This window comes from Luteolibacter sp. Populi (assembly GCF_040801775.1).
Taxonomy (GTDB): Bacteria; Verrucomicrobiota; Verrucomicrobiia; order Verrucomicrobiales; family Akkermansiaceae; genus Haloferula.
Genome location: NZ_CP161812.1, coordinates 4004305 through 4021219, shown reverse-complemented (window position 1 = coordinate 4021219; position 16915 = coordinate 4004305). Strand labels below are relative to the sequence as shown.

Sequence of the window (16915 nt, the reverse complement as noted above, 5' to 3'; positions counted from 1 at the left end):
TCGGTAACTAGGCCGCCGCTTCCTGCGGCTCGGCCTCGTCGGGTTCGGGTTCGGGTTGTTTCTCGGGCTCCGGTGCCAGCTCCAATGTGGCTTCCAGGAACCACAGCGCGCGGTCGAGGCCGTGCGCCGTCTTGATGAAAAGATCCGCGGTGACTTCGTCGTCCACCTTCTGCGCCCGCTCGATCGCCAGCCCGGCGCACTCCGCCACCGCCGCATAGCGGTCCGCCAGCAGCGCGACCAGATCCGGACCCCACGTCGTCTTCTTCGGCAGATCGTTGAGATCGGTCTTGCTTGCGATCCGTTCGGCAGTGCCGAGCGCGCGACCACCCAGCGCCGTGACGCGTTCCGCCAGCTCATCGGTCGCTTCGTCGAGTTCCCCGGCCAGCCGGTCGAAAAGCTCGTGCAGCGTCATGAAATTCGGTCCGCGCACGTTCCAGTGCGCCTGCTTCACCTGCAGCCGCAGGTCGATCGCGAGTACAAGGAAGTCGTTCAGCAAGGCGACGGATTTTTCGCGGCTTTGCTTGTCGAGGGGATGACGTGTCTTGCGCAGTTTCATGGCAGTGCCTGCCGTAGCAGGGATCAGGCCGTGACCAGGGCTTCTTCCTTCAGGAAATCGTAACCGTGTTCTTCCAATTCGAGTGCCAGCTCCGGCCCGCCGGAACGCACGATCCTACCCGCCGCCATCACGTGCACGTGATCCGGCGCAATGTAGTCCAGCAGCCGTTGGTAGTGAGTGATCATCAGGATCCCGCGATGTGGCGAGCGCATCGCGTTCACACCCTTGGCGACGATCTTCAGCGCGTCGATGTCCAGGCCGGAGTCGGTCTCGTCGAGGATGCAGTAGCTTGGCTCCAGCATCATCATTTGCAGGATCTCGTTGCGCTTCTTCTCGCCGCCCGAGAAGCCTTCGTTCACGGAACGCGCCGTGAATTTCCGGTCCATCTCCAGCAGATCCATCTTCGAATAGAGGTTCTTGTAGTAGGCGACCGCGTTCGAGCTCCTCACCCTTCGGCAGCCGCGATTGCAGCGCTGCTCGGATGAAATTCGCATTCGAGACTCCCGGCACCTCGGATGGATACTGGAAGGCCAAAAAGATCCCCGCCCGCGAGCGCTCGTCGACCGACATCGTGAAAACGTCCGCGCCGTCCAGCGTCACCGTCCCGCCGGTCACCACATAGCCTTCGTGCCCCGCGATCACCTTCGAAAGCGTCGACTTTCCGGACCCGTTCGGCCCCATGATCGCATGCACCTCACCCGCCGGAATTTCGAGCGAGACCCCCTTCAGGATCTCCGTGCCATCCTCCAGCGTTGCTCGCAGGTCTGTAATAACAAGGGACATGTCTTAAATCTGAGATTTGAAATTTGAGATCTGAAATTCTTACTTGGCACTTTCCTCCATCGGCAGTTCGCCCCGCAGCGTGATCTCGATCCCTGTCACCACCGCACCCGGCGGCAGCTCCAGGACATCCGCCAGGCTCACGCCCTGCTTGAAAGTGACATCGTGGATTTTCCCGCTGACCTTGTCGTGGAAGTGACCGTGGTCCGCCAGATTCGGGCAAAAGCGCGAGGGCTCGCGATCGAAATTCACCTGCCGCACCAGCCCGTGCTGCACCAGCGCTTCGAGAGTGTTGTACACCGTCGCCAGCGAAATGTGCGGCAGGGTATCCTTGACCCGCATGAAGACATCCTGGGCCGTCGGGTGGTCCCGCTGCTCCAGCAGCAGCCGGTAGACCTCCTGCCGCTGCTTCGTCATCCGCAGTCCCCCCGTTTCCGCTGGAATCTCCGCGGAGAACTCGGAATCGCTGTCTGTTGAAAGATCCACCATGGCTTCGGCGGCGGAAGCTACGCCCGCCTCCTCCACAGGCAAGAATAATTCTAATTTTTAGTATTACCAAGCTTTCGTTTCTCCCAAGATGAAATCCGCCACAAATCGTATCTAATTGCCAATCAATGATTCCGTGGCGAGATCCGGCCTCTGCCCCGGTAGGACGAGTCTCACCGCGCCTGATAGCCGGATTCGAGAAAATTCTACTTGAACTGATCGCATGAACAGTTTTCAACCTTCTTCATGACCATGGGCACCGGCCTGTCCCCCCTGCTGAAAACGCATTTCGGCTACGACACCTTCCGCCCCTTGCAGCGGGAGATCATGGAAGCCGCGCTCGCCCGCCGCGATGTCCTGGCCATCCTTCCCACCGGCGCGGGCAAGAGTCTCTGTTACCAGCTCCCGGCGCTCGCCCGCGAGGGCGTGACACTGGTCGTTTCCCCCCTCATCGCGCTGATGAAGGACCAGGTGGACCAGCTCGCCGCGACCGGTGTGGCAGCCACTTTTCTCAATTCCACGCTGGACCCGCAGGAAGCCCGGGAGCGGCTCGATGCCATCCGCAGCGGCGGCTTCAAGCTCGTCTACCTGGCTCCGGAGCGCCTCATGTCCGGCGCTTTCCTCTCCGAAATCCGGCGCTGGAATGTCACCGCGCTGGCCGTGGACGAGGCGCACTGCATCAGCGAATGGGGCCACGATTTCCGCCCGGAATACCGCCGCCTGCGCGAACTCCGGCAGTTGCTGCCGGACGTGCCCGCCATCGCCCTGACCGCCACCGCCACCCCGCGGGTGCGCGATGACATCCTCACCCAGCTCGCCCTGCGCGATCCGGCCGTCTTCCTCGCCAGTTTCAACCGCCCGAACCTGAACTACCGCGTCGAGCCGAAACAGGACGCCGTCACCCGTGTCATCGGATTTATCCGCGACCGCGGGCGGGACTCCGGCATCGTCTACGCGCAGTCCCGCAAGCGCACCGAGGAACTCGCTGCCAGCCTGCGTGCCAATGGCATCCCGGCCGTCTGCTACCACGCCGGACTGGAAGCCCCGGAGCGCGCGCGGAATCAGGAAGCCTTCCTGCGCGATGAGGTCCGCGTGGTCTGCGCCACCGTCGCCTTCGGCATGGGCATCAACAAGCCCGACGTCCGCTTCGTCATCCACGCCGACCTGCCAAAGAACCTCGAAGGCTACTACCAGGAAACCGGCCGCGCCGGTCGCGACGGCCTGCCCGCCGATTGCCTGCTGCTCTTCACCCGCGGCGATGTCGCGAAGCAACTGCGTTTCCTCGACGAGATCACCGATGCCGAAGCCCGCGAGAACGCCCGCTCCCAGCTCGAACACATGGCCGACTTCGCCGAGAGCGACAACTGCCGGCGCACCGGCCTGTTAGGCTACTTCGGCGAATCTTGGCCTGCTGAAAATTGTGGGGGTTGCGACAACTGCCTGGCTCCGCGCGAAAGCTGGGACGCCACCGTGGAAACGCAGAAACTCCTGAGCTGTGTCCTCCGCGTGAAACAAGCCGGCGGTCCGCCCGTCGGCATCCGTCACTTGGCGGACATCCTCGCCGGTTCCCGTGCCGAAAAGATCCTCGCCCGCAACCACGATAAGCTTAGTACCTACGGCATCGGCAAGGAGCACTCCGCCGCCAAATGGGCGGAGATCGCCCGCCAGCTCGTGCGCAAGGGCTGGTTCGCCGTGGATGGCGGGGACTACCCCGTGGTTTCCGTCACCGCCGAAGGCAGCACCATGCTCCGCGAGCGCCGCGCCGTCAGCCTCAGCCGCCTGATGGCCCTCGCAGAATCTGCCACCCGCCGCGCCGGCGACATCGAGTGCGACGCGGACCTTTTCGAAGCCCTCCGCACCCACCGCAAGCAGGTCGCCGATGCCACCGGTGTGCCGCCCTACGTCATCTTCTCGGATGTGGCCCTGCGTCACATGGCCCGCGAATACCCCGCCGATGACGCCTCGTTCCTCCGCATCCCCGGCGTCGGCGAACGCAAGCTCGCCGACTACGGCCCCGGATTCCTCCGCGAGATTTCCGCGTGGCTGGCAACCCATGACCGCCACAATTTCGCGCCCCTGCCAGACCTCGCGCCAAGGCTCCCGAAACCCGCGGTCAACGCTACCGCCCACGCCACCTTGGAACTCTGGCGTGCCGGCAAAAGCATCGATGAAATCGCCGCCGAACGCGGATTTGTCGCCTCTACCATCGAGAGCCACCTCGCCCTAGCCATCGAAGCCGGCGAGGACATCGACCCCCGCCGCTTTTACACCGGGGAGGAAGAGGCAGAAATGCGCGCCGCCCTCGACGGCTACGACGATCCCTCCCTCAAGCCAGTCTTCGAACACCTCGGCGGCCGCCTCAGCTACGGGAAATTGAAACTCTTCCGCGCCATCGAGACCCGTCTTGCTTTGTCTTCCGGATGAATCGGAAAAGCCATCCCGCATAATCGGTGGGGCACTTACCCCGCTACGGTCTACCCGTGGGCTCTCCGCAAGCACTCGAGCAATACCCGGCAATCTGCCAGCGCCCGGTGGGCACCGCCGCCGTTCACCTCCATTTCTTCCGCGAGCAGAGACAGCCCGTAGCCCTTTCTCCCGGGAAGCAAGCGCTTGAATACCGGGATCGAGCATTCGAGGGGAAAATGGAAGGGCTTGCCCGTCCGTGACGCGAATGTATCCAGGAACCTCCGGTCGAAGCTCGCGTTATGCGCGAAGGTCGGCCGGCTCCCGATGAACTCCCGGGCCTCTTCCAATACCCCTCCCAAGGGCTGGCCCTCCGTCCTCAGCAACTCGTCGGTGATGCCCGTGATCTCCGTGATCTTCCATGGCACCGCCGCCGAGATCCGCACCAGCCGGGTCATTTCACCTTCGATCTCGAATCTCTCGTTCACCCGGATCGCGGCAATTTCGGTGATCTCATGGTAGTCGGTCGAAAATCCCGTCGTCTCGATGTCCAGCAGGCAGAGCGAGCTTCTTCCAAAGGGGCTATCCATCATCGTCAAGATCGGCTTGGAGTGTTCGTAGGGTGAAAAGCGAAGCGCCGGAGGGGATCCTCCCGGCACCGCTCACGTTTGGCAGTTTCTTGTCACCTTGGCGATCTCCCCGCTCCCACGGCACGATCAGCCCCGTCGCGATCACCTCGATCCGCTGCGGCGTCACCAGCACCGCATCCGGCGGCTCCTAAATCGACATCGGCTCGGCCGCCGCCAGCGCGGGAATCCACAAAAGGGCGAGTGCCTTCATTTCGCAGGAACCAATCGGATCACCCGGTCCGGCTGGTTCAAGATCACGTAAATAAAGCCGTCCGTCGCGTCCGTCACGTCACGGATCCGCCCGATCCCCTTCAGCACCACCTCCTGCTCGGTCACCTTGTGGTCGATCACCCGCAGCCGCCGGATCTCCTGCTGCGCCAGCGCCCCGGCAAAGAGATCGTTCTTCCACTTCGGAAACTTGTCGCCGCGGTAGAAGGACAGCCCGCAGGCCGCGATGCTCGGCTGCCAGTAGATCACCGGCTGGTCCATGCCTTCCTCCGCCGTCTTCCCGGTGATCGGCGTTCCGTCGTAGTTCATCCCGTAGGTGATCGCCGGCCAGCCGTAGTTGTGCCCGCCCTGCACCCAATTCAGCTCGTCCCCGCCGCGCGGACCGTGCTCGGTGTCGTAAATCGCGCCGTCGCGCGGATCGATATCCAGCCCCTGCGGATTGCGATGCCCGTAGCTCCACAAACCCGGAACCGGCGTCTTGCCCTCGAACTTCGGATTGTCCTCGGGAACCTTCCCATCGTCGTGCAGCCGGTAAATCTTGCCCTTCGCATTCTCGACGTCCTGCGCCTCCATCCAGCCGCCGCGCTCGCCAACCGGGAAGTAGATGTAGCCCTTGTCGAAGACGATCCGCGTCCCGAAATGCACCCCAGCCCCCGTGTAAAACTTCGGATCCGCCTTCCAGATCCACTCCTGGTCGGTCCACTGTCCGTCCTTCAGCTTGCCCCGGACATAGGCCGTGATCGTCTTCACCTCCTTGCCCTCCCGCGTCCCGTCCGCGAAGCCCAGGTAGATCCAGCCATTCTCCTTATAGTCCGGATGAATCGCCACCTCCATCAGCCCGCCCTGGCCGTGCTCGATGATCGCCGGCGTGCCCTTCACCGGCTCCGGGTTCAGCTTGCCATCCGCCCCGATGATCCGCAGCCGCCCCGCCTTCTCCGTCACCAGCTTCCGCCCGTCCGGCAGGAAGGCGATCGCCCACGGATCCTTCAGCCCGCTTTCGACCACCATCTCGATCTTGTAGTCCTCGTGATCCGTCTTGGTCACCTGGCCCGGCTCCGGCTTCGGGAAGCTCATCACCTTCTCCTTCGCCTGCTTCTCTTTCTCGCGGATGAAGATCACCAGCGAGCGGATCTGCCGGTCATCCAGCACCGTCTTGAAAGGCGTCATCCCGAGCTGCAAGTTGCCCTCCTTGATCGACTTCAGCAGCTCTTCATCCGAGCTCCCGTGCTTCCACTCGCCATCGATCAGCGACCCACCCTGACCGCCACTCAGATCCTTCCCATGACACCCCGAGCAAAGCTGCTCGAAGACCTTGTCCGTCTTCATCTTCGAAAAATCCGGCGCATCTTGCGCGGAAACGGCGAGCGGCGGAACCAGCAGCGGCAGGAGAAGGAAGCGTTTCATGGAATCAGGCGACCCTTACGAGGGATCACCCCGATTTCAAATTCCCTCCGTGTCTTTCGACAGAGCGAAAATCACCGGCGATGCAAGTTCTCCCAACGTCGGAGATTGACGGAAAAGCGGAAAAGCGGGAAAGTGGACGCCATGAAGACGACTGTCGATTTGCCCGATCCCGTTTTTCGAAAGGCTAAGGCAAGAGCTGCGGAACGGGGAATCTCTTTGAAGCGCTTCATCACTGAAGCCGTCGAAAGCCGCTTGGCCAGTCAAACGCAGGATAGCCCTCCGGCCGCCAAGCCGTGGATGGCGCTCCTCGATGAGTTACCCCGTGTCCCGAAGAAGATGATCGCGACGATTGAAAGCAGAGTCGCCGAGGCAGACGCGGCTGATCTGAAATTTCAGAAGGACGAGCATCCATGATCCTCGATACCAATGCCGTTTCAGCGATGGCTGATCGGAACCCGGCGCTCCTGAAAGTCATCGGCGCGGCGAATCAAATCATGCTCTCCTTCATAAGCGCTGCGGAATTTCGTTACGGTTTACTGGGATCATCAAAGCCAAATCCAGGCCTTCAACTCATCCATCGCCTCGAATCCACCATACCGGTGTTCTTCCCCGATTCGCAGACTCTCGAGCACTACGCTTGGATTGCCGACCATCTCAAACGCAAAGGCCGTCCGATCCTTCATAACGACATCTGGACTGCCGCCTTGGCACGGCAGCACTCGCTTCCGATCCTGTCAACGGATCGCCACTTCGATTTCATCGATGGCATCCAGCGCCTGGCGTGGTAACTCAAAACCCCCACTCCGCCCCCACCCACAGCGCCCGCGGCCCCGCGATCGTCCGGGTCCCGTCCGTGCTCAAACCCGTCGCGATCTCCTCGTCGAAGAGATTATCCACCCGCGCGCTCAGCAGCAAATTCTCCCGCGCCTGCCAGCTCGCCCCGATCCGCACGCTCGAATACCCCGGAATCCGCCGCGCCGCCAAAGCATCATCAAACTGGTGCGACCCATACTCATACCCCGCCGATAAGGTCACACGCTCCGTCGCCCGCCAATCCGCGGACGCAATCAAGCGCAAGTCCGGCGCCTGCGGGAACGGCTTCCCCTCTAACAGAGGCTGCTTCCCCGATTCCGAAAACTCCGTCTCGCTCCAGATCCCGTCGAGCCCCAGCGTCACTTCCTTCCGCGGCTCCCACTTCACGCCCGCCTCAACTCCCAGCACCCGCGCCTCGTCCACGTTCTGCCGCTGCTGCCCCGACCCACCCGCCGGGATCGTCCCGAAGATCGCCGCGATCTGCGCCGGATCGGTGATCGGCACGTTCGCGATCGCATCGCGGATCCAGTGATGGAAGACGCTTGCATCAAAACTCAGCTCCCGCGTCGCCTGCCAATCCAGCGTCCCCTCCACGCTATAAAACCTCTCCGGATCCAACGCCGGATTCGCCTCCGTAATATCGTTCCGTACCCGGAACGGCCGGTGCAGCTCGTTCAGCGTCGGCAGCCGGAAGCTCGTCCCCGCCGAAATCCCCGCCTTCAAGCTCTCCGTGATCGGCTGGTTCACCGCCAGAGAGAAGGACGGTTCCACCCCGTCCCGATCCTCCTGAAAATCCGTCCGCAGCGGCTTCCCCGTCACCAGCGATCGCTCCAGCCGCCGCCCGTTCTCCAGCCACCAGCCGTCCATCCGCAGGCTCGCATCCACCCGCGTCTTCGACTTCGCCTCATACCCCGCCGCCACGAAAACCCCGCCCGATCCCTGCTCTCCACCCGCCTCCCGACGCCGCGTGAATTGCCCGCCGATGAACGACGCGTTCTCGTTCGTCGCCCCGTCGATCTGCCGCACATCCGCCCCCGCCGTCACCGACCACGGCCCCTCCGGATCCCACTGCAGGGTCAGCGCCCCGCCCGTCCCGTTCCCCGGCACATGGAATTGATCCAGCGATGGATTCTCCGCCGTCCGCGTCGCATTCACCGAACTGAACATCGACTCGAATCTCCGCCGCTGATGATACGCCAGCGCCTGCCATGAGACCCCGCCATCATCCTCCGAAGTCACCCGCAGCGCGAAATCCAGCGCCTCCGTCGAGTTCTGCGCCAGCGGCGTCCCGTTGCCACGATCTTCCTCGTACCACGAAAACATCGGCTCCACCGTCACCCCCGGCGCCGCCTTCCACGCGAATTTCAAATCCGCCCCGTAGGCATCGATCTCCAGCCGCCGGTCCAGGGTCCCGCGCTGCCACGGCATCACCGCATCGAAGCCATCCGAGTGCAACCCGAACGTCGAAAACGTCACCCCCAGCGAGCCATCGTCCGCCACCAGCGTGTGCGTCGCCGCCGCCGAGACCGTCCCTTGGCTGCCCCCGCCCACCCGCAGCAAATGCCGCTCCTCGAAGGGCGATTGGCTGCTCATCTGCACCACCCCCGCCGGGCTCTGGTTCCCCCACACCACCGATTGCGCCGCCGGCACGATCCGCACCGACTCCAGCGTCGATGGCTCATACCGCGCCCAATACACCCAACCGCCGAAGGGATCGTTCTGCGGAATCCCGTCCAGCAGCACCAGGGTCCGGGATGCCGCCGTCGCGCCCGTATTCCGGAGGCTCACCCCCGCCGATGTCGGATTCCCGAATAGCGAAGTCTGCCGCCGGTAGAGCGAAAACGACGGCTCCTTCGCCAGCAATTCATCCAGCGTCCGCGGCGCCGCCTTCGCGATCTCCTCGCGATCCCACTCCTGCAGCGTCCAGCCCGGAATGTCCTCCGCCTCGCCCGCCCGCCGCTCCGCCAGCACCGTGATTTCCGACAGCACGTCCTGCGCCCCGGCCGCCACCGTCCCTGCCCCCAGAATCGCGAAAAGTTTTGTTCTCAATTCAAGCGCTGACAAACGCCAGATCCCGCCTCCCATCAATCGGAAACTCCGGGAAGGTTTTCAGGCAGCTTTCCCGCATGATACAAGCGGGCATCAGAATCCGAATCCACGACCACGGTGAACATCTTCAAATTCCTTTCCGAGACCCTACGACTGGCCGGCAAGGTCAGCGGCCGCTTTCCCGCCACGGTTTTGACTCCCCTCCGCGAGGCCGGGTGGCACCAGGGCCGGATCTGGGAGCCCGCGCGACTCGAAGAGTTCGTATCCAGATTCGACACGATCTTCCCATCGGCCGGCGTCAACGTGTTGTCCGAGTTCGGAGGACTGAACATTGGATCCGGCGGGCGGATCATCATCTTCGGCCATCTGGAGGACTCGCTGTGCGCCTCGCACAGGATCATAGGATCTCTTGTCAATGAGCCGCTGTTCCTGGTCGGCTGGACGAACCGCTTCGAGGACGACGGACTCGGCGTGCTCATGGATGAAGCGGGACGCGTCTATGTCGATGGCGCAACCGGCTACGACCCTCCACGGGACTACCGGGTGGACTGGATGGCGGACGACATCGATAGTTTCCTCACCGGCCTATTCTCCGGAAAGCGCATGCCGGAGAAGCAATCATGGTACTACAGCCAGTCGGATCTCGACTGAAGGGCTTCGGTCTCACGGCAGCTCCCTCACCCTCACGAAAACGGCGCGGCCCGGTGGGCAGGCTGAAGCTCTGCTTCGGTCACCAGGCTGTCGCTAAGCGAGCGACTAACAGAGAGTCAAGCTCTTGAGCCACTCCTCTAATATCCGCCTTCCCCCCGGCTTCGCTGCCGCACTGCCTCGTAGAGCGTGATCGCCACCGCCGTCGACAGATTCAGGCTCCGCGTCCCGCCCTCCTCCATCGGAATCCGGATCCCATGCTCGTCCGCCGCCTGCACCATCGCCTCCGGCAGTCCCCGCGTCTCACAGCCGAAGACCAGGTAATCGCCGTCCCGGAAATCCGCATCCCAGTGCGCCCGCGTCGTCTTGGTACTAAGGTACCAGTAGCGCGCCTCGGGCAAAGCCTCCGCCTTCAATTCCTCGAAGGACTCCCACACCCGCAAATCCACATCCTTCCAATAGTCCAAACCCGTCCGCTTCACATGCTTGTCGTCCAGCGAGAAGCCCAGCGGCTTCACCAGGTGCAGCCGCGATCCCGTCGCCAGCGCCAGCCTTCCCGCCGCTCCCGCGTTGTGCGGGATCTCGGGTGCAATCAGGACAATGTGAAACATCGCGGGCCTCAGTGCGTGATCTCCTCCAGCAACCGCTTCGCGCCGTAGATCTTGTCCAGCGTCTCCAGCATCCCACCGGAGTGGACGGAGACCGCACGGCCATTCCCGCTCTGATACCCGAAGCCCAGCTTCAGGTTGTCCTGGTTCCCGTCGAAGATCAGGCCCACCAGCTCGCCCGCCTTGTTCACCACCGGGCTGCCCGAATTCCCGCCCGTGATGTCCGCCGTGCACACGAAGTTGAAAGGCGTATCGCTCTGAATCTTCTTCTCCATCCCTGCCCAGGTCGTAGGCAGCTGGAAGGGCGACACATGCCCCTGCAATTCCGAGCGCGCGAACAATCCACCCAGCGTCGTCGCGGACGGCACCTCCGTGCTTCCCTCGCGGTAACCCTTCACCACGCCATAGGCCAGGCGCAGGCTGCTGGTCGCATCCGGATAATTCGAGTCACCCTCCAGAGCGAAGCGCGCCGCCGAGATCTTCTCGTGCGCCTGCTTCACCGTCTCATCGATCGCCTCGAAACGCTTCCGCAATTCCCGCGCCTCGGGATCCACCAACTTCGCCAGCTCCAGCATCGGATCCTGAACACCCGCCAGCGCCTCCTTGCCACCCTCATAAATCTTCCTCCGCAGCCCCACATCCGTCAGCAGCGTCCCGGCCACCAATTCCTCAGACCGCTCCCGAGGGGCCTTCCCCGCCATGATCTTCGCCACCAGCGGATCGTCCGCGCCCAGTTTCCCGCACAACACGGTTAGAGCGCTCGCCATCTTCTCCGTCTCCATGTCGCGGTAGATCGGCTCGTCGGAAAACAGGTCCAGCTCCAGCGACACCTTCCCGGCATCCTGGAATTCCCGCAACCGCTCGCGGTTCGGCTTGGGCCTTTCCTCCGCCGCCCGCAGCAAGGTCCGCGCGATCCCGAACAAAGACGTCCCGAAGCCATTGCCCTCGCTCAACAAGCGCCCGCGCATCCCGATCTCCGCCCCCTCCTTCTCCGCCGCAGCGATTCGATCGAAGGCCTTATCTGCCTCGTCGTTGCCGCTCACAAAAAAGCTCTCTTTCAGCTCTGTCTCCGCCTCCGCCTTGCGCTTCATGAAGCCCGCATCCAGCAGCCCCTCCAAGCGCGCTCCTACCGCCTTGCGCCCGTTGCGGATCCCCGTGATCGCACCCGTCGCCCGCCGCCGGTTCTCGCGATCCCGCGCTGCCCAAGCCTCCAGCACCGCCTCGCCGCGATAGATCTGCTCCATCCGGAAGGGCAGCGCCTCGTCGCGCATCGCCACCAGCTCCGCATGCGTGTTCAACCGGTTCGTCCGTCCCGGATGCCCGGCCACGAAGACCAGCTCGCCATCCTTCGCCCCCGCCGCATTCCACTTCAGGAAGTGCGGCGTCTTCGCCGGCTTCCCGTCGCGATAGACGCGGAAAAAACTCATATCGAGGCAGTACCCTCGGGAACTCGAAATTGTCCGGATCCCCGCCGAAGGTCGCCGCCTGCGCATCCGGTGCGAAGACCAGCCGCACGTCCGTATACCGGTCGTAGCGGTAGAGATGATAAGCCCCGCCCTGATAGAGCGTCACCACGTCGCTGCGCAGCCCGCTCGCATCCAGCGACTCCTTCTCGATCTCCGCGATCACCGCCCGCCGCGCCTTTGCCCCGGCCTCCGGCGTATCATCGGGCTTCACCGCCGCGCGCACCCGCGCCGTCACATCCTCGATGCTCATCAGCACGTTCAGCTCCAGATCCGGGCAGGCCAGTTCCTCCTCCAGCGTCGCCGCGTAGAAGCCGTTATTGTATAAATCCTTCTCCCGCGTGCTCAGCTTCTCGATCATCCCCGCGCCCACGTGATGGTTCGTCAGCACCAGCCCGTTCGCCGAAACGAAGGACCCCGAGGCCCCCCCGAAATGCACCGCGGACTTCTGCAAATGCTCCAGCCACTGCGGCGTGATCTCAAATCCATAGGACGTCTTCACCTTCTCCACCGGCGGCTTCGTAAACAGCCACATCCCCTCATCCGCCTTCGCCCCGCAGGCCGCCGCCAACACCATCCCAGCCAAGCACATCGTCCGCATGCCCGCAGACCATAGATACCCCGCCGCCCCGTGCAAACCTTCACTAACGGTCCCTCAAAGCCCGCCCTCAAGGGCATGTAGTCCCGCCATCAGGCGGCCTCACCGGTAGGTGTCTTCCGCGGCTTCGCCGCCGTGGACTGCGCGCAGCCTGCTGCCGCTGTCCCGATGCAGCCTGCTGCAAGGGGCGCTGCAAAGGCGAAGCACCGGGTGTGGCGAGCCGCGGACGGAGCGGGATAAGGAGCGCTCCCGCGCTTCACGGCAGCGGGCTGCACGCAGTCCACGGTCGCGACGCGACCCCCATTCCGGACACCCGCCCGCGAATCCTCACAGGAATTGGCCTGAAGGCGGACGAAGCCACCCACTACGCTCTCTCTGTCATCCACGCATCCGCGGTTCAATCTCTCCCACTGCCCACTGCTCACTGCTCACTCGGCACCTGCCTTTTCCCCGCGTCCCCTCCGCGGCCTTCGCGCCTCTGCGGTTCGATCCCTCCCCGCCTCTCCCTTCAAAATTGGACGTTCGATGTTCGCCTGCTCCCCCTCAAAGCCCCCCGCTCAAAACCTCCACCGCCTTCAAACACGCCGCCGTCCGCGTCTCCACCTCCAGCTTCGAGAAAATCTCAAGCACATGCTTCTTCACCGTCGCCTCGCTGATCCCCAGGATGATCGCGATCTCCCCGTTCGTCTTCCCCTGCGACAGCCACAACAAGGTCTCTGCCACCCGCGGCGTCAGCCCGAAGCCCTCCTCCAGGATCTTCGGCGAACTGAAGTCCGGCTTGAATTCCGGGACTGCCGCCTGCCGCGCCCGCTCCAGCCGCGTCTTGATCGCCGTCAGCAGGTCGCTCTTCGCCACCGGCTTGGTAAGATAATCGTCCGCCCCCAGGTTCATCCCCGCGCGGATGTCCGGCTTCTCGCCCTTCGCTGTTAGAAAGATGAAGGGAGTCGCCTCCGTCGCCGGCAGCGCCCGCACCTCCTTCAGCACCCCGTAGCCATCCAGCTCCGGCATCATCACATCGCACAGGATGATATCGGGGATCTGCTCCTTCAGGATCTCGATCCCCGCGCGGCCGTTCTCCGCCGTCAGCGTGTTGTATTGTTCGAGGCGCAGGATCGTCGCCAGGTTGCGGCGCATCTCCGGCTCGTCTTCGATGATCAGGATCGTCTTCATGAATGGGTGAGTGGCAGGGGGAGTTGGGGGCAGAGTGGGATGGATACCTCCACGGCGGTGCCCGCGCCGGCTTCGCTCTCGACGTCGAGCGTGCCGCCGTGGAGCTCCACGCTCTGCTTCACGATCACCAGCCCCAACCCGGTGCCGGGTCGCTGGCCGACGTTCGACCCGCGCTGGAAGGCATCGAAAAGCCGCTCCCGGTCTTCCGCCGGAATGCCGATCCCGCGGTCGCGGATGTGGAAGCGCAGCTCCTCCGCGGTGCCGATCACCTGGAAGACCACCGGCGCGCCTTCCTCCGAATACTTCACCGCGTTACTCAGCAGGTTGATCAGGATGTGCCGCAGCAGCCGCTCGTCCGCCTGGATCTCCTCCGGCAGCCCCGCCATGTAGAAGCGGATCGGACAACGCGCCGAACTCGTCGAGTTCACCTCGTCCACGATCCGCCGGCACAGCGCGCCCACATCGAGCGGCCCGGCCCGGAACACCAACCGCCCCGCATCCAGCCGGCCTAACAAAAGCACGTCCTCCATCAGCCCCGCCATCCGCCGCGAGTTCTTGATGATCGATTGCAGTTGTTCCGTCCGCTCCGCCGCATCCAGCCGCTCCAGGTAGTCCGCCAGGATCTCCGCCGACGACTGGATGATCCCCAGCGGCGTCCGGAACTCGTGGGACACCATCGAGACGAAGTTGTTCTTGAGCTGGTTCAGCTCGCGCTCGCGCTCCAGCGCCCGCTTCAGCTCCATCTCCGCCCGCTTGCGTTCGGAGATATCCGTCACCACCGCCTGGATCAGTCCGTTCCGGCCGCGCTCGATGCAGGTCAGCGTCACCTCCATCATCACTTCATGTCCGTCGCGATGAAGCTGCGCCCATTCGAAGCGCGTGGTCCCGTGCTCCAGCGCATCTTCCAGATACTTCTGCCCGGCGACCACCGAGCTCTCTCCATCCGGCTGGAACTCCGGCGCGAAGTCGCTCGGATGCATTCCCACCAATTCCTCCGGCTCGCGGCCGAAGATCTTGGCCGCCGCCGGATTCACCGCGGAGAAGAGTTGGTTCTCATGCAGCATCACCCCCTGCGCGGAGGTCTCGAAGAGCGCCCGGAACTTCCGCTCGGATTCCTTCAGCGCCAGCTCGGCCCGCGTCCGCTCCGTCGTATCCACCACGATCCCCCACAACTGGTCCTCGCCGTCGTGGGTCCGGATCAGCATCCCGCTCAGCACCACCGGCACCCGATGCCCGTCGCGATGGATGTATTCCTTCTCGAAAGGCCCGAAGGTTCCCTTCGCCCGCACCGTCTCCAGGATCAGCAGTTCCTGCGCCTCGTACTCGGGCGGCGTCACATCCCAGTAGCTCAGCTTCAGCGTCTCCTCCACCGAGTAGCCGATCATCCGCGCGAAGGATTCGTTGACTTGCAGGAAGCCGCCTTCCCAAGCCACCCGCGCCATCCCCAGCGGGGAGAATTCGAAGAGCGCCTTGAACTTCTCCTCGGACTCGCGCAGCGCCCGTTCCGCTTGGCGGCGCGCACTGATGTCCTGCGCGATTCCCCAGATCTGCACCTCGCCGGTCGAGGACAGCACCCGCATCCCGTGCAGCAACACCGGCAGCGTGCTGCCATCCTTGCGCACGTATTCCTTCTCGAAGGGCCCGAAGCGCCCGGTGCCCTGCAGCTTGTCGAAAAATGTCCGCTCGCCCGGGAAATGCTTCACCCGGTTGATGTCCCAGTAGTTCAGCGCCACCAACTCGTCCGGCGTGTAGCCAAGCATGTCGGCGAAGGCCGAGTTCGTGTCCTGGAAGTGCCCGTGCTCATCCACCAGCGCGATCCCCAGCGGCGAGAAATCGAAGAGCCGCTTGAACCGCTCCTCGGAGATCCTCAGCTCCGCCGTGCGCTCCTCGATCAGCCGCTCCTGCGATTGCGTCAGCTCGCGCACTTCGGTCTCGGCATCGATCCGTGCCGTATCGTCGCGATGGATGCACACCACCTCGATCAGCTGCCCGCGTGCATCCATCACCGGGAACATCGTCGAGCCGATCCAGCGCAGCCCGCGCGCCTTCTGCTCCGGATGCGCCCGCAGCTCGAAGGGCAGGGGAGGGATCGTCACCACCCCGCCCTCGAAGGCTCTCTCGATCAGCGGCAGCACCCCTGCAGCTTCCAGCTGCTGGTCCTTGCGGATGCTATGACCCTTCAGCTCGTCCAGAGTCATGTGGAAGAGCTCGCCGTAGGCCTTGTTCACCTGCAGCGTCGATCCGTCCGGCGCGAAGACCTGCATGCTCACCGGGCTCTGCTCGAAGGCCCTCAGCCAGCGGCTCCCGGACAGCCGCAGCTCGTCCTCGGTCCGCTTGTGATCGCCGATGTCCCGCGCCGTCGCCAGCACCAGGGTCCGGTCTTCCAGCGGAACTGCGGTCGTGACCAGATCGTGATAGGTCATCGTCCCATCCGGCACCTTCACCTGCCACTCGAAGCGATGGCTCCCGTTCTCAAGCGTGCGGCGGATCATCTCCTTCACCACCGCATCGGAGCGCCGTCCGTCCGGCTGGAATTCCGGCGCGTGGTCGCCCGCGAATCTTCCGACCATCGCCTCCGGACTCGCATAACCCGCGGTCCGCGACGCCGCTTCGTTCGCCTCGACCACCTTCCCGCTCTCCGCATCGACCAGAATCATGGCGTCGGCACTGCGCGCAAACGCGACCCGGAACCATGCCGTCGGGTCCGCTGCCATCGCTGCCGGGCTGCCAGTGCCGCTTGCCATACCGGTTTATGCAGGATTCACCTGCTGATGAAAAGAAGCCGTCACTACACCTTTCGATCCATTTACGCCCCCGCGACTTCCGGCCAGCATCCGCGTCGTTCCCCCGGACACCCCCCCAACCGATCCCCCCCGGGATAATCCCCCCAGAGAGCAACACCCTTCAAAGCAGACACCCTTACAGCGTAAGCCTCCCCATCAGCCCGTGGTCGACTCCTCCGACTCATCACGGGCTGATCGCTTTTTAGGGGGGAGGGAAATGGTGCTCGGTTAAGGCGGCATCGTTCGCAGAGCGTCCGGAGCCTTGAAGAGGCGGCCGGGAGACAGCCCCGGGTGCAA

The 16915-nt window shown here is 63.8% G+C and carries 13 protein-coding genes and 2 pseudogenes; 4 read left to right on the top strand and 11 right to left on the bottom strand.

Translation table 11 applies throughout. The features are described from left to right. Positions 1 to 7 precede the first annotated feature (7 nt). From dps to ABWK72_RS16435, 3 genes and pseudogenes are all read right to left on the bottom strand, one after another. Positions 8 to 556 carry a DNA starvation/stationary phase protection protein Dps gene (gene dps / locus ABWK72_RS16445; protein ID WP_367870655.1) on the bottom strand — a complete coding sequence of 183 codons (549 nt, stop codon included), beginning with the start codon at positions 554 to 556 and terminating at the stop codon, positions 8 to 10. A 23-nt stretch (positions 557 to 579) separates the two neighbouring features. Next, positions 580 to 1339 (bottom strand): annotated as a pseudogene (gene sufC / locus ABWK72_RS16440) (Fe-S cluster assembly ATPase SufC). 39 nt (positions 1340 to 1378) lie between these two features. Then, the gene (locus tag ABWK72_RS16435) at positions 1379 to 1861 is read right to left on the bottom strand and encodes a Fur family transcriptional regulator (RefSeq protein ID WP_367875350.1); all 483 of its coding nucleotides are present in this window, start codon (positions 1859 to 1861) and stop codon (positions 1379 to 1381) included. Between the two features lie 207 nt (positions 1862 to 2068). On the opposite strand from ABWK72_RS16435, the gene recQ reads away from it, so the two are divergent. Further along, positions 2069 to 4246 carry a DNA helicase RecQ gene (gene recQ, locus ABWK72_RS16430; RefSeq protein ID WP_367870654.1) on the top strand — a complete coding sequence of 726 codons (2178 nt, stop codon included), beginning with the start codon at positions 2069 to 2071 and terminating at the stop codon, positions 4244 to 4246. 50 nt (positions 4247 to 4296) lie between these two features. Here the strand turns inward: recQ and ABWK72_RS16425 are convergent, their stop codons facing one another. Next, positions 4297 to 4815, bottom strand: a complete 519-nt coding sequence (locus ABWK72_RS16425; protein ID WP_367870653.1) for a PolC-type DNA polymerase III — start codon at positions 4813 to 4815, stop codon at positions 4297 to 4299. A gap of 246 nt (positions 4816 to 5061) precedes the next feature. Next, the gene (locus tag ABWK72_RS16420) at positions 5062 to 6486 is read right to left on the bottom strand and encodes a PQQ-dependent sugar dehydrogenase (protein ID WP_367870652.1); all 1425 of its coding nucleotides are present in this window, start codon (positions 6484 to 6486) and stop codon (positions 5062 to 5064) included. A gap of 141 nt (positions 6487 to 6627) precedes the next feature. Here ABWK72_RS16420 and ABWK72_RS16415 point away from each other — a divergent pair, with 141 nt between their 5' ends. Together ABWK72_RS16415 and ABWK72_RS16410 are read left to right on the top strand one after the other, a co-directional pair. Next, entirely contained in the window at positions 6628 to 6900 is a 273-nt protein-coding gene (locus tag ABWK72_RS16415; protein ID WP_367870651.1) for a hypothetical protein, read from the top strand. After that, entirely contained in the window at positions 6897 to 7274 is a 378-nt protein-coding gene (locus tag ABWK72_RS16410) for a PIN domain-containing protein (protein WP_367870650.1), read from the top strand. The genes ABWK72_RS16415 and ABWK72_RS16410 overlap by 4 nt, the downstream gene beginning before the upstream one ends. A 1-nt stretch (position 7275) precedes the next feature. On the opposite strand, the gene ABWK72_RS16405 is transcribed toward ABWK72_RS16410, so the two are convergent. Beyond that, positions 7276 to 9348 (bottom strand): TonB-dependent receptor, encoded by a 2073-nt coding sequence (locus ABWK72_RS16405; RefSeq protein WP_367870649.1) that lies wholly within the window; start codon positions 9346 to 9348, stop codon positions 7276 to 7278. Positions 9349 to 9465: 117 nt separating this feature from the next. Between ABWK72_RS16405 and ABWK72_RS16400 the strand changes: the two genes are divergently transcribed. Beyond that, complete coding sequence (locus tag ABWK72_RS16400; RefSeq protein ID WP_367870648.1) at positions 9466 to 9999, top strand: SUKH-3 domain-containing protein; 534 nt, start codon at positions 9466 to 9468, stop codon at positions 9997 to 9999. Between the two features lie 137 nt (positions 10000 to 10136). Here ABWK72_RS16400 and ABWK72_RS16395 read toward each other — a convergent pair whose 3' ends face one another. From ABWK72_RS16395 to ABWK72_RS16375, 5 genes and pseudogenes are all read right to left on the bottom strand, one after another. Further along, positions 10137 to 10607 carry a tRNA (cytidine(34)-2'-O)-methyltransferase gene (locus ABWK72_RS16395; RefSeq protein ID WP_367870647.1) on the bottom strand — a complete coding sequence of 157 codons (471 nt, stop codon included), beginning with the start codon at positions 10605 to 10607 and terminating at the stop codon, positions 10137 to 10139. An 8-nt stretch (positions 10608 to 10615) separates the two neighbouring features. Next, positions 10616 to 12031, bottom strand: a complete 1416-nt coding sequence (locus ABWK72_RS16390) for a S46 family peptidase (protein ID WP_367870646.1) — start codon at positions 12029 to 12031, stop codon at positions 10616 to 10618. 73 nt (positions 12032 to 12104) lie between these two features. After that, positions 12105 to 12602 (bottom strand): annotated as a pseudogene (locus ABWK72_RS16385) (S46 family peptidase); the annotation flags it as partial. Positions 12603 to 13208: 606 nt separating this feature from the next. After that, complete coding sequence (locus tag ABWK72_RS16380; RefSeq protein ID WP_367870645.1) at positions 13209 to 13835, bottom strand: response regulator; 627 nt, start codon at positions 13833 to 13835, stop codon at positions 13209 to 13211. Next, the gene (locus ABWK72_RS16375; protein ID WP_367870644.1) at positions 13832 to 16579 is read right to left on the bottom strand and encodes a PAS domain S-box protein; all 2748 of its coding nucleotides are present in this window, start codon (positions 16577 to 16579) and stop codon (positions 13832 to 13834) included. Before ABWK72_RS16375 ends, ABWK72_RS16380 begins: the two co-directional genes overlap by 4 nt. Between the last annotated feature and the right edge of the window lie 336 nt (positions 16580 to 16915).

Coding starts and splice junctions, on each gene's coding strand:
- dps (WP_367870655.1), bottom strand. CDS start 556: ATGAAACTGCGCAAGACACGTCATCCCCTCGACAAGCAAAGCCGCGAA.
- recQ (WP_367870654.1), top strand. CDS start 2,069: ATGACCATGGGCACCGGCCTGTCCCCCCTGCTGAAAACGCATTTCGGC.
- ABWK72_RS16425 (WP_367870653.1), bottom strand. CDS start 4,815: ATGGATAGCCCCTTTGGAAGAAGCTCGCTCTGCCTGCTGGACATCGAG.
- ABWK72_RS16420 (WP_367870652.1), bottom strand. CDS start 6,486: ATGAAACGCTTCCTTCTCCTGCCGCTGCTGGTTCCGCCGCTCGCCGTT.
- ABWK72_RS16415 (WP_367870651.1), top strand. CDS start 6,628: ATGAAGACGACTGTCGATTTGCCCGATCCCGTTTTTCGAAAGGCTAAG.
- ABWK72_RS16410 (WP_367870650.1), top strand. CDS start 6,897: ATGATCCTCGATACCAATGCCGTTTCAGCGATGGCTGATCGGAACCCG.
- ABWK72_RS16395 (WP_367870647.1), bottom strand. CDS start 10,607: ATGTTTCACATTGTCCTGATTGCACCCGAGATCCCGCACAACGCGGGA.
- ABWK72_RS16390 (WP_367870646.1), bottom strand. CDS start 12,031: ATGAGTTTTTTCCGCGTCTATCGCGACGGGAAGCCGGCGAAGACGCCG.
- ABWK72_RS16380 (WP_367870645.1), bottom strand. CDS start 13,835: ATGAAGACGATCCTGATCATCGAAGACGAGCCGGAGATGCGCCGCAAC.
- ABWK72_RS16375 (WP_367870644.1), bottom strand. CDS start 16,579: ATGGCAAGCGGCACTGGCAGCCCGGCAGCGATGGCAGCGGACCCGACG.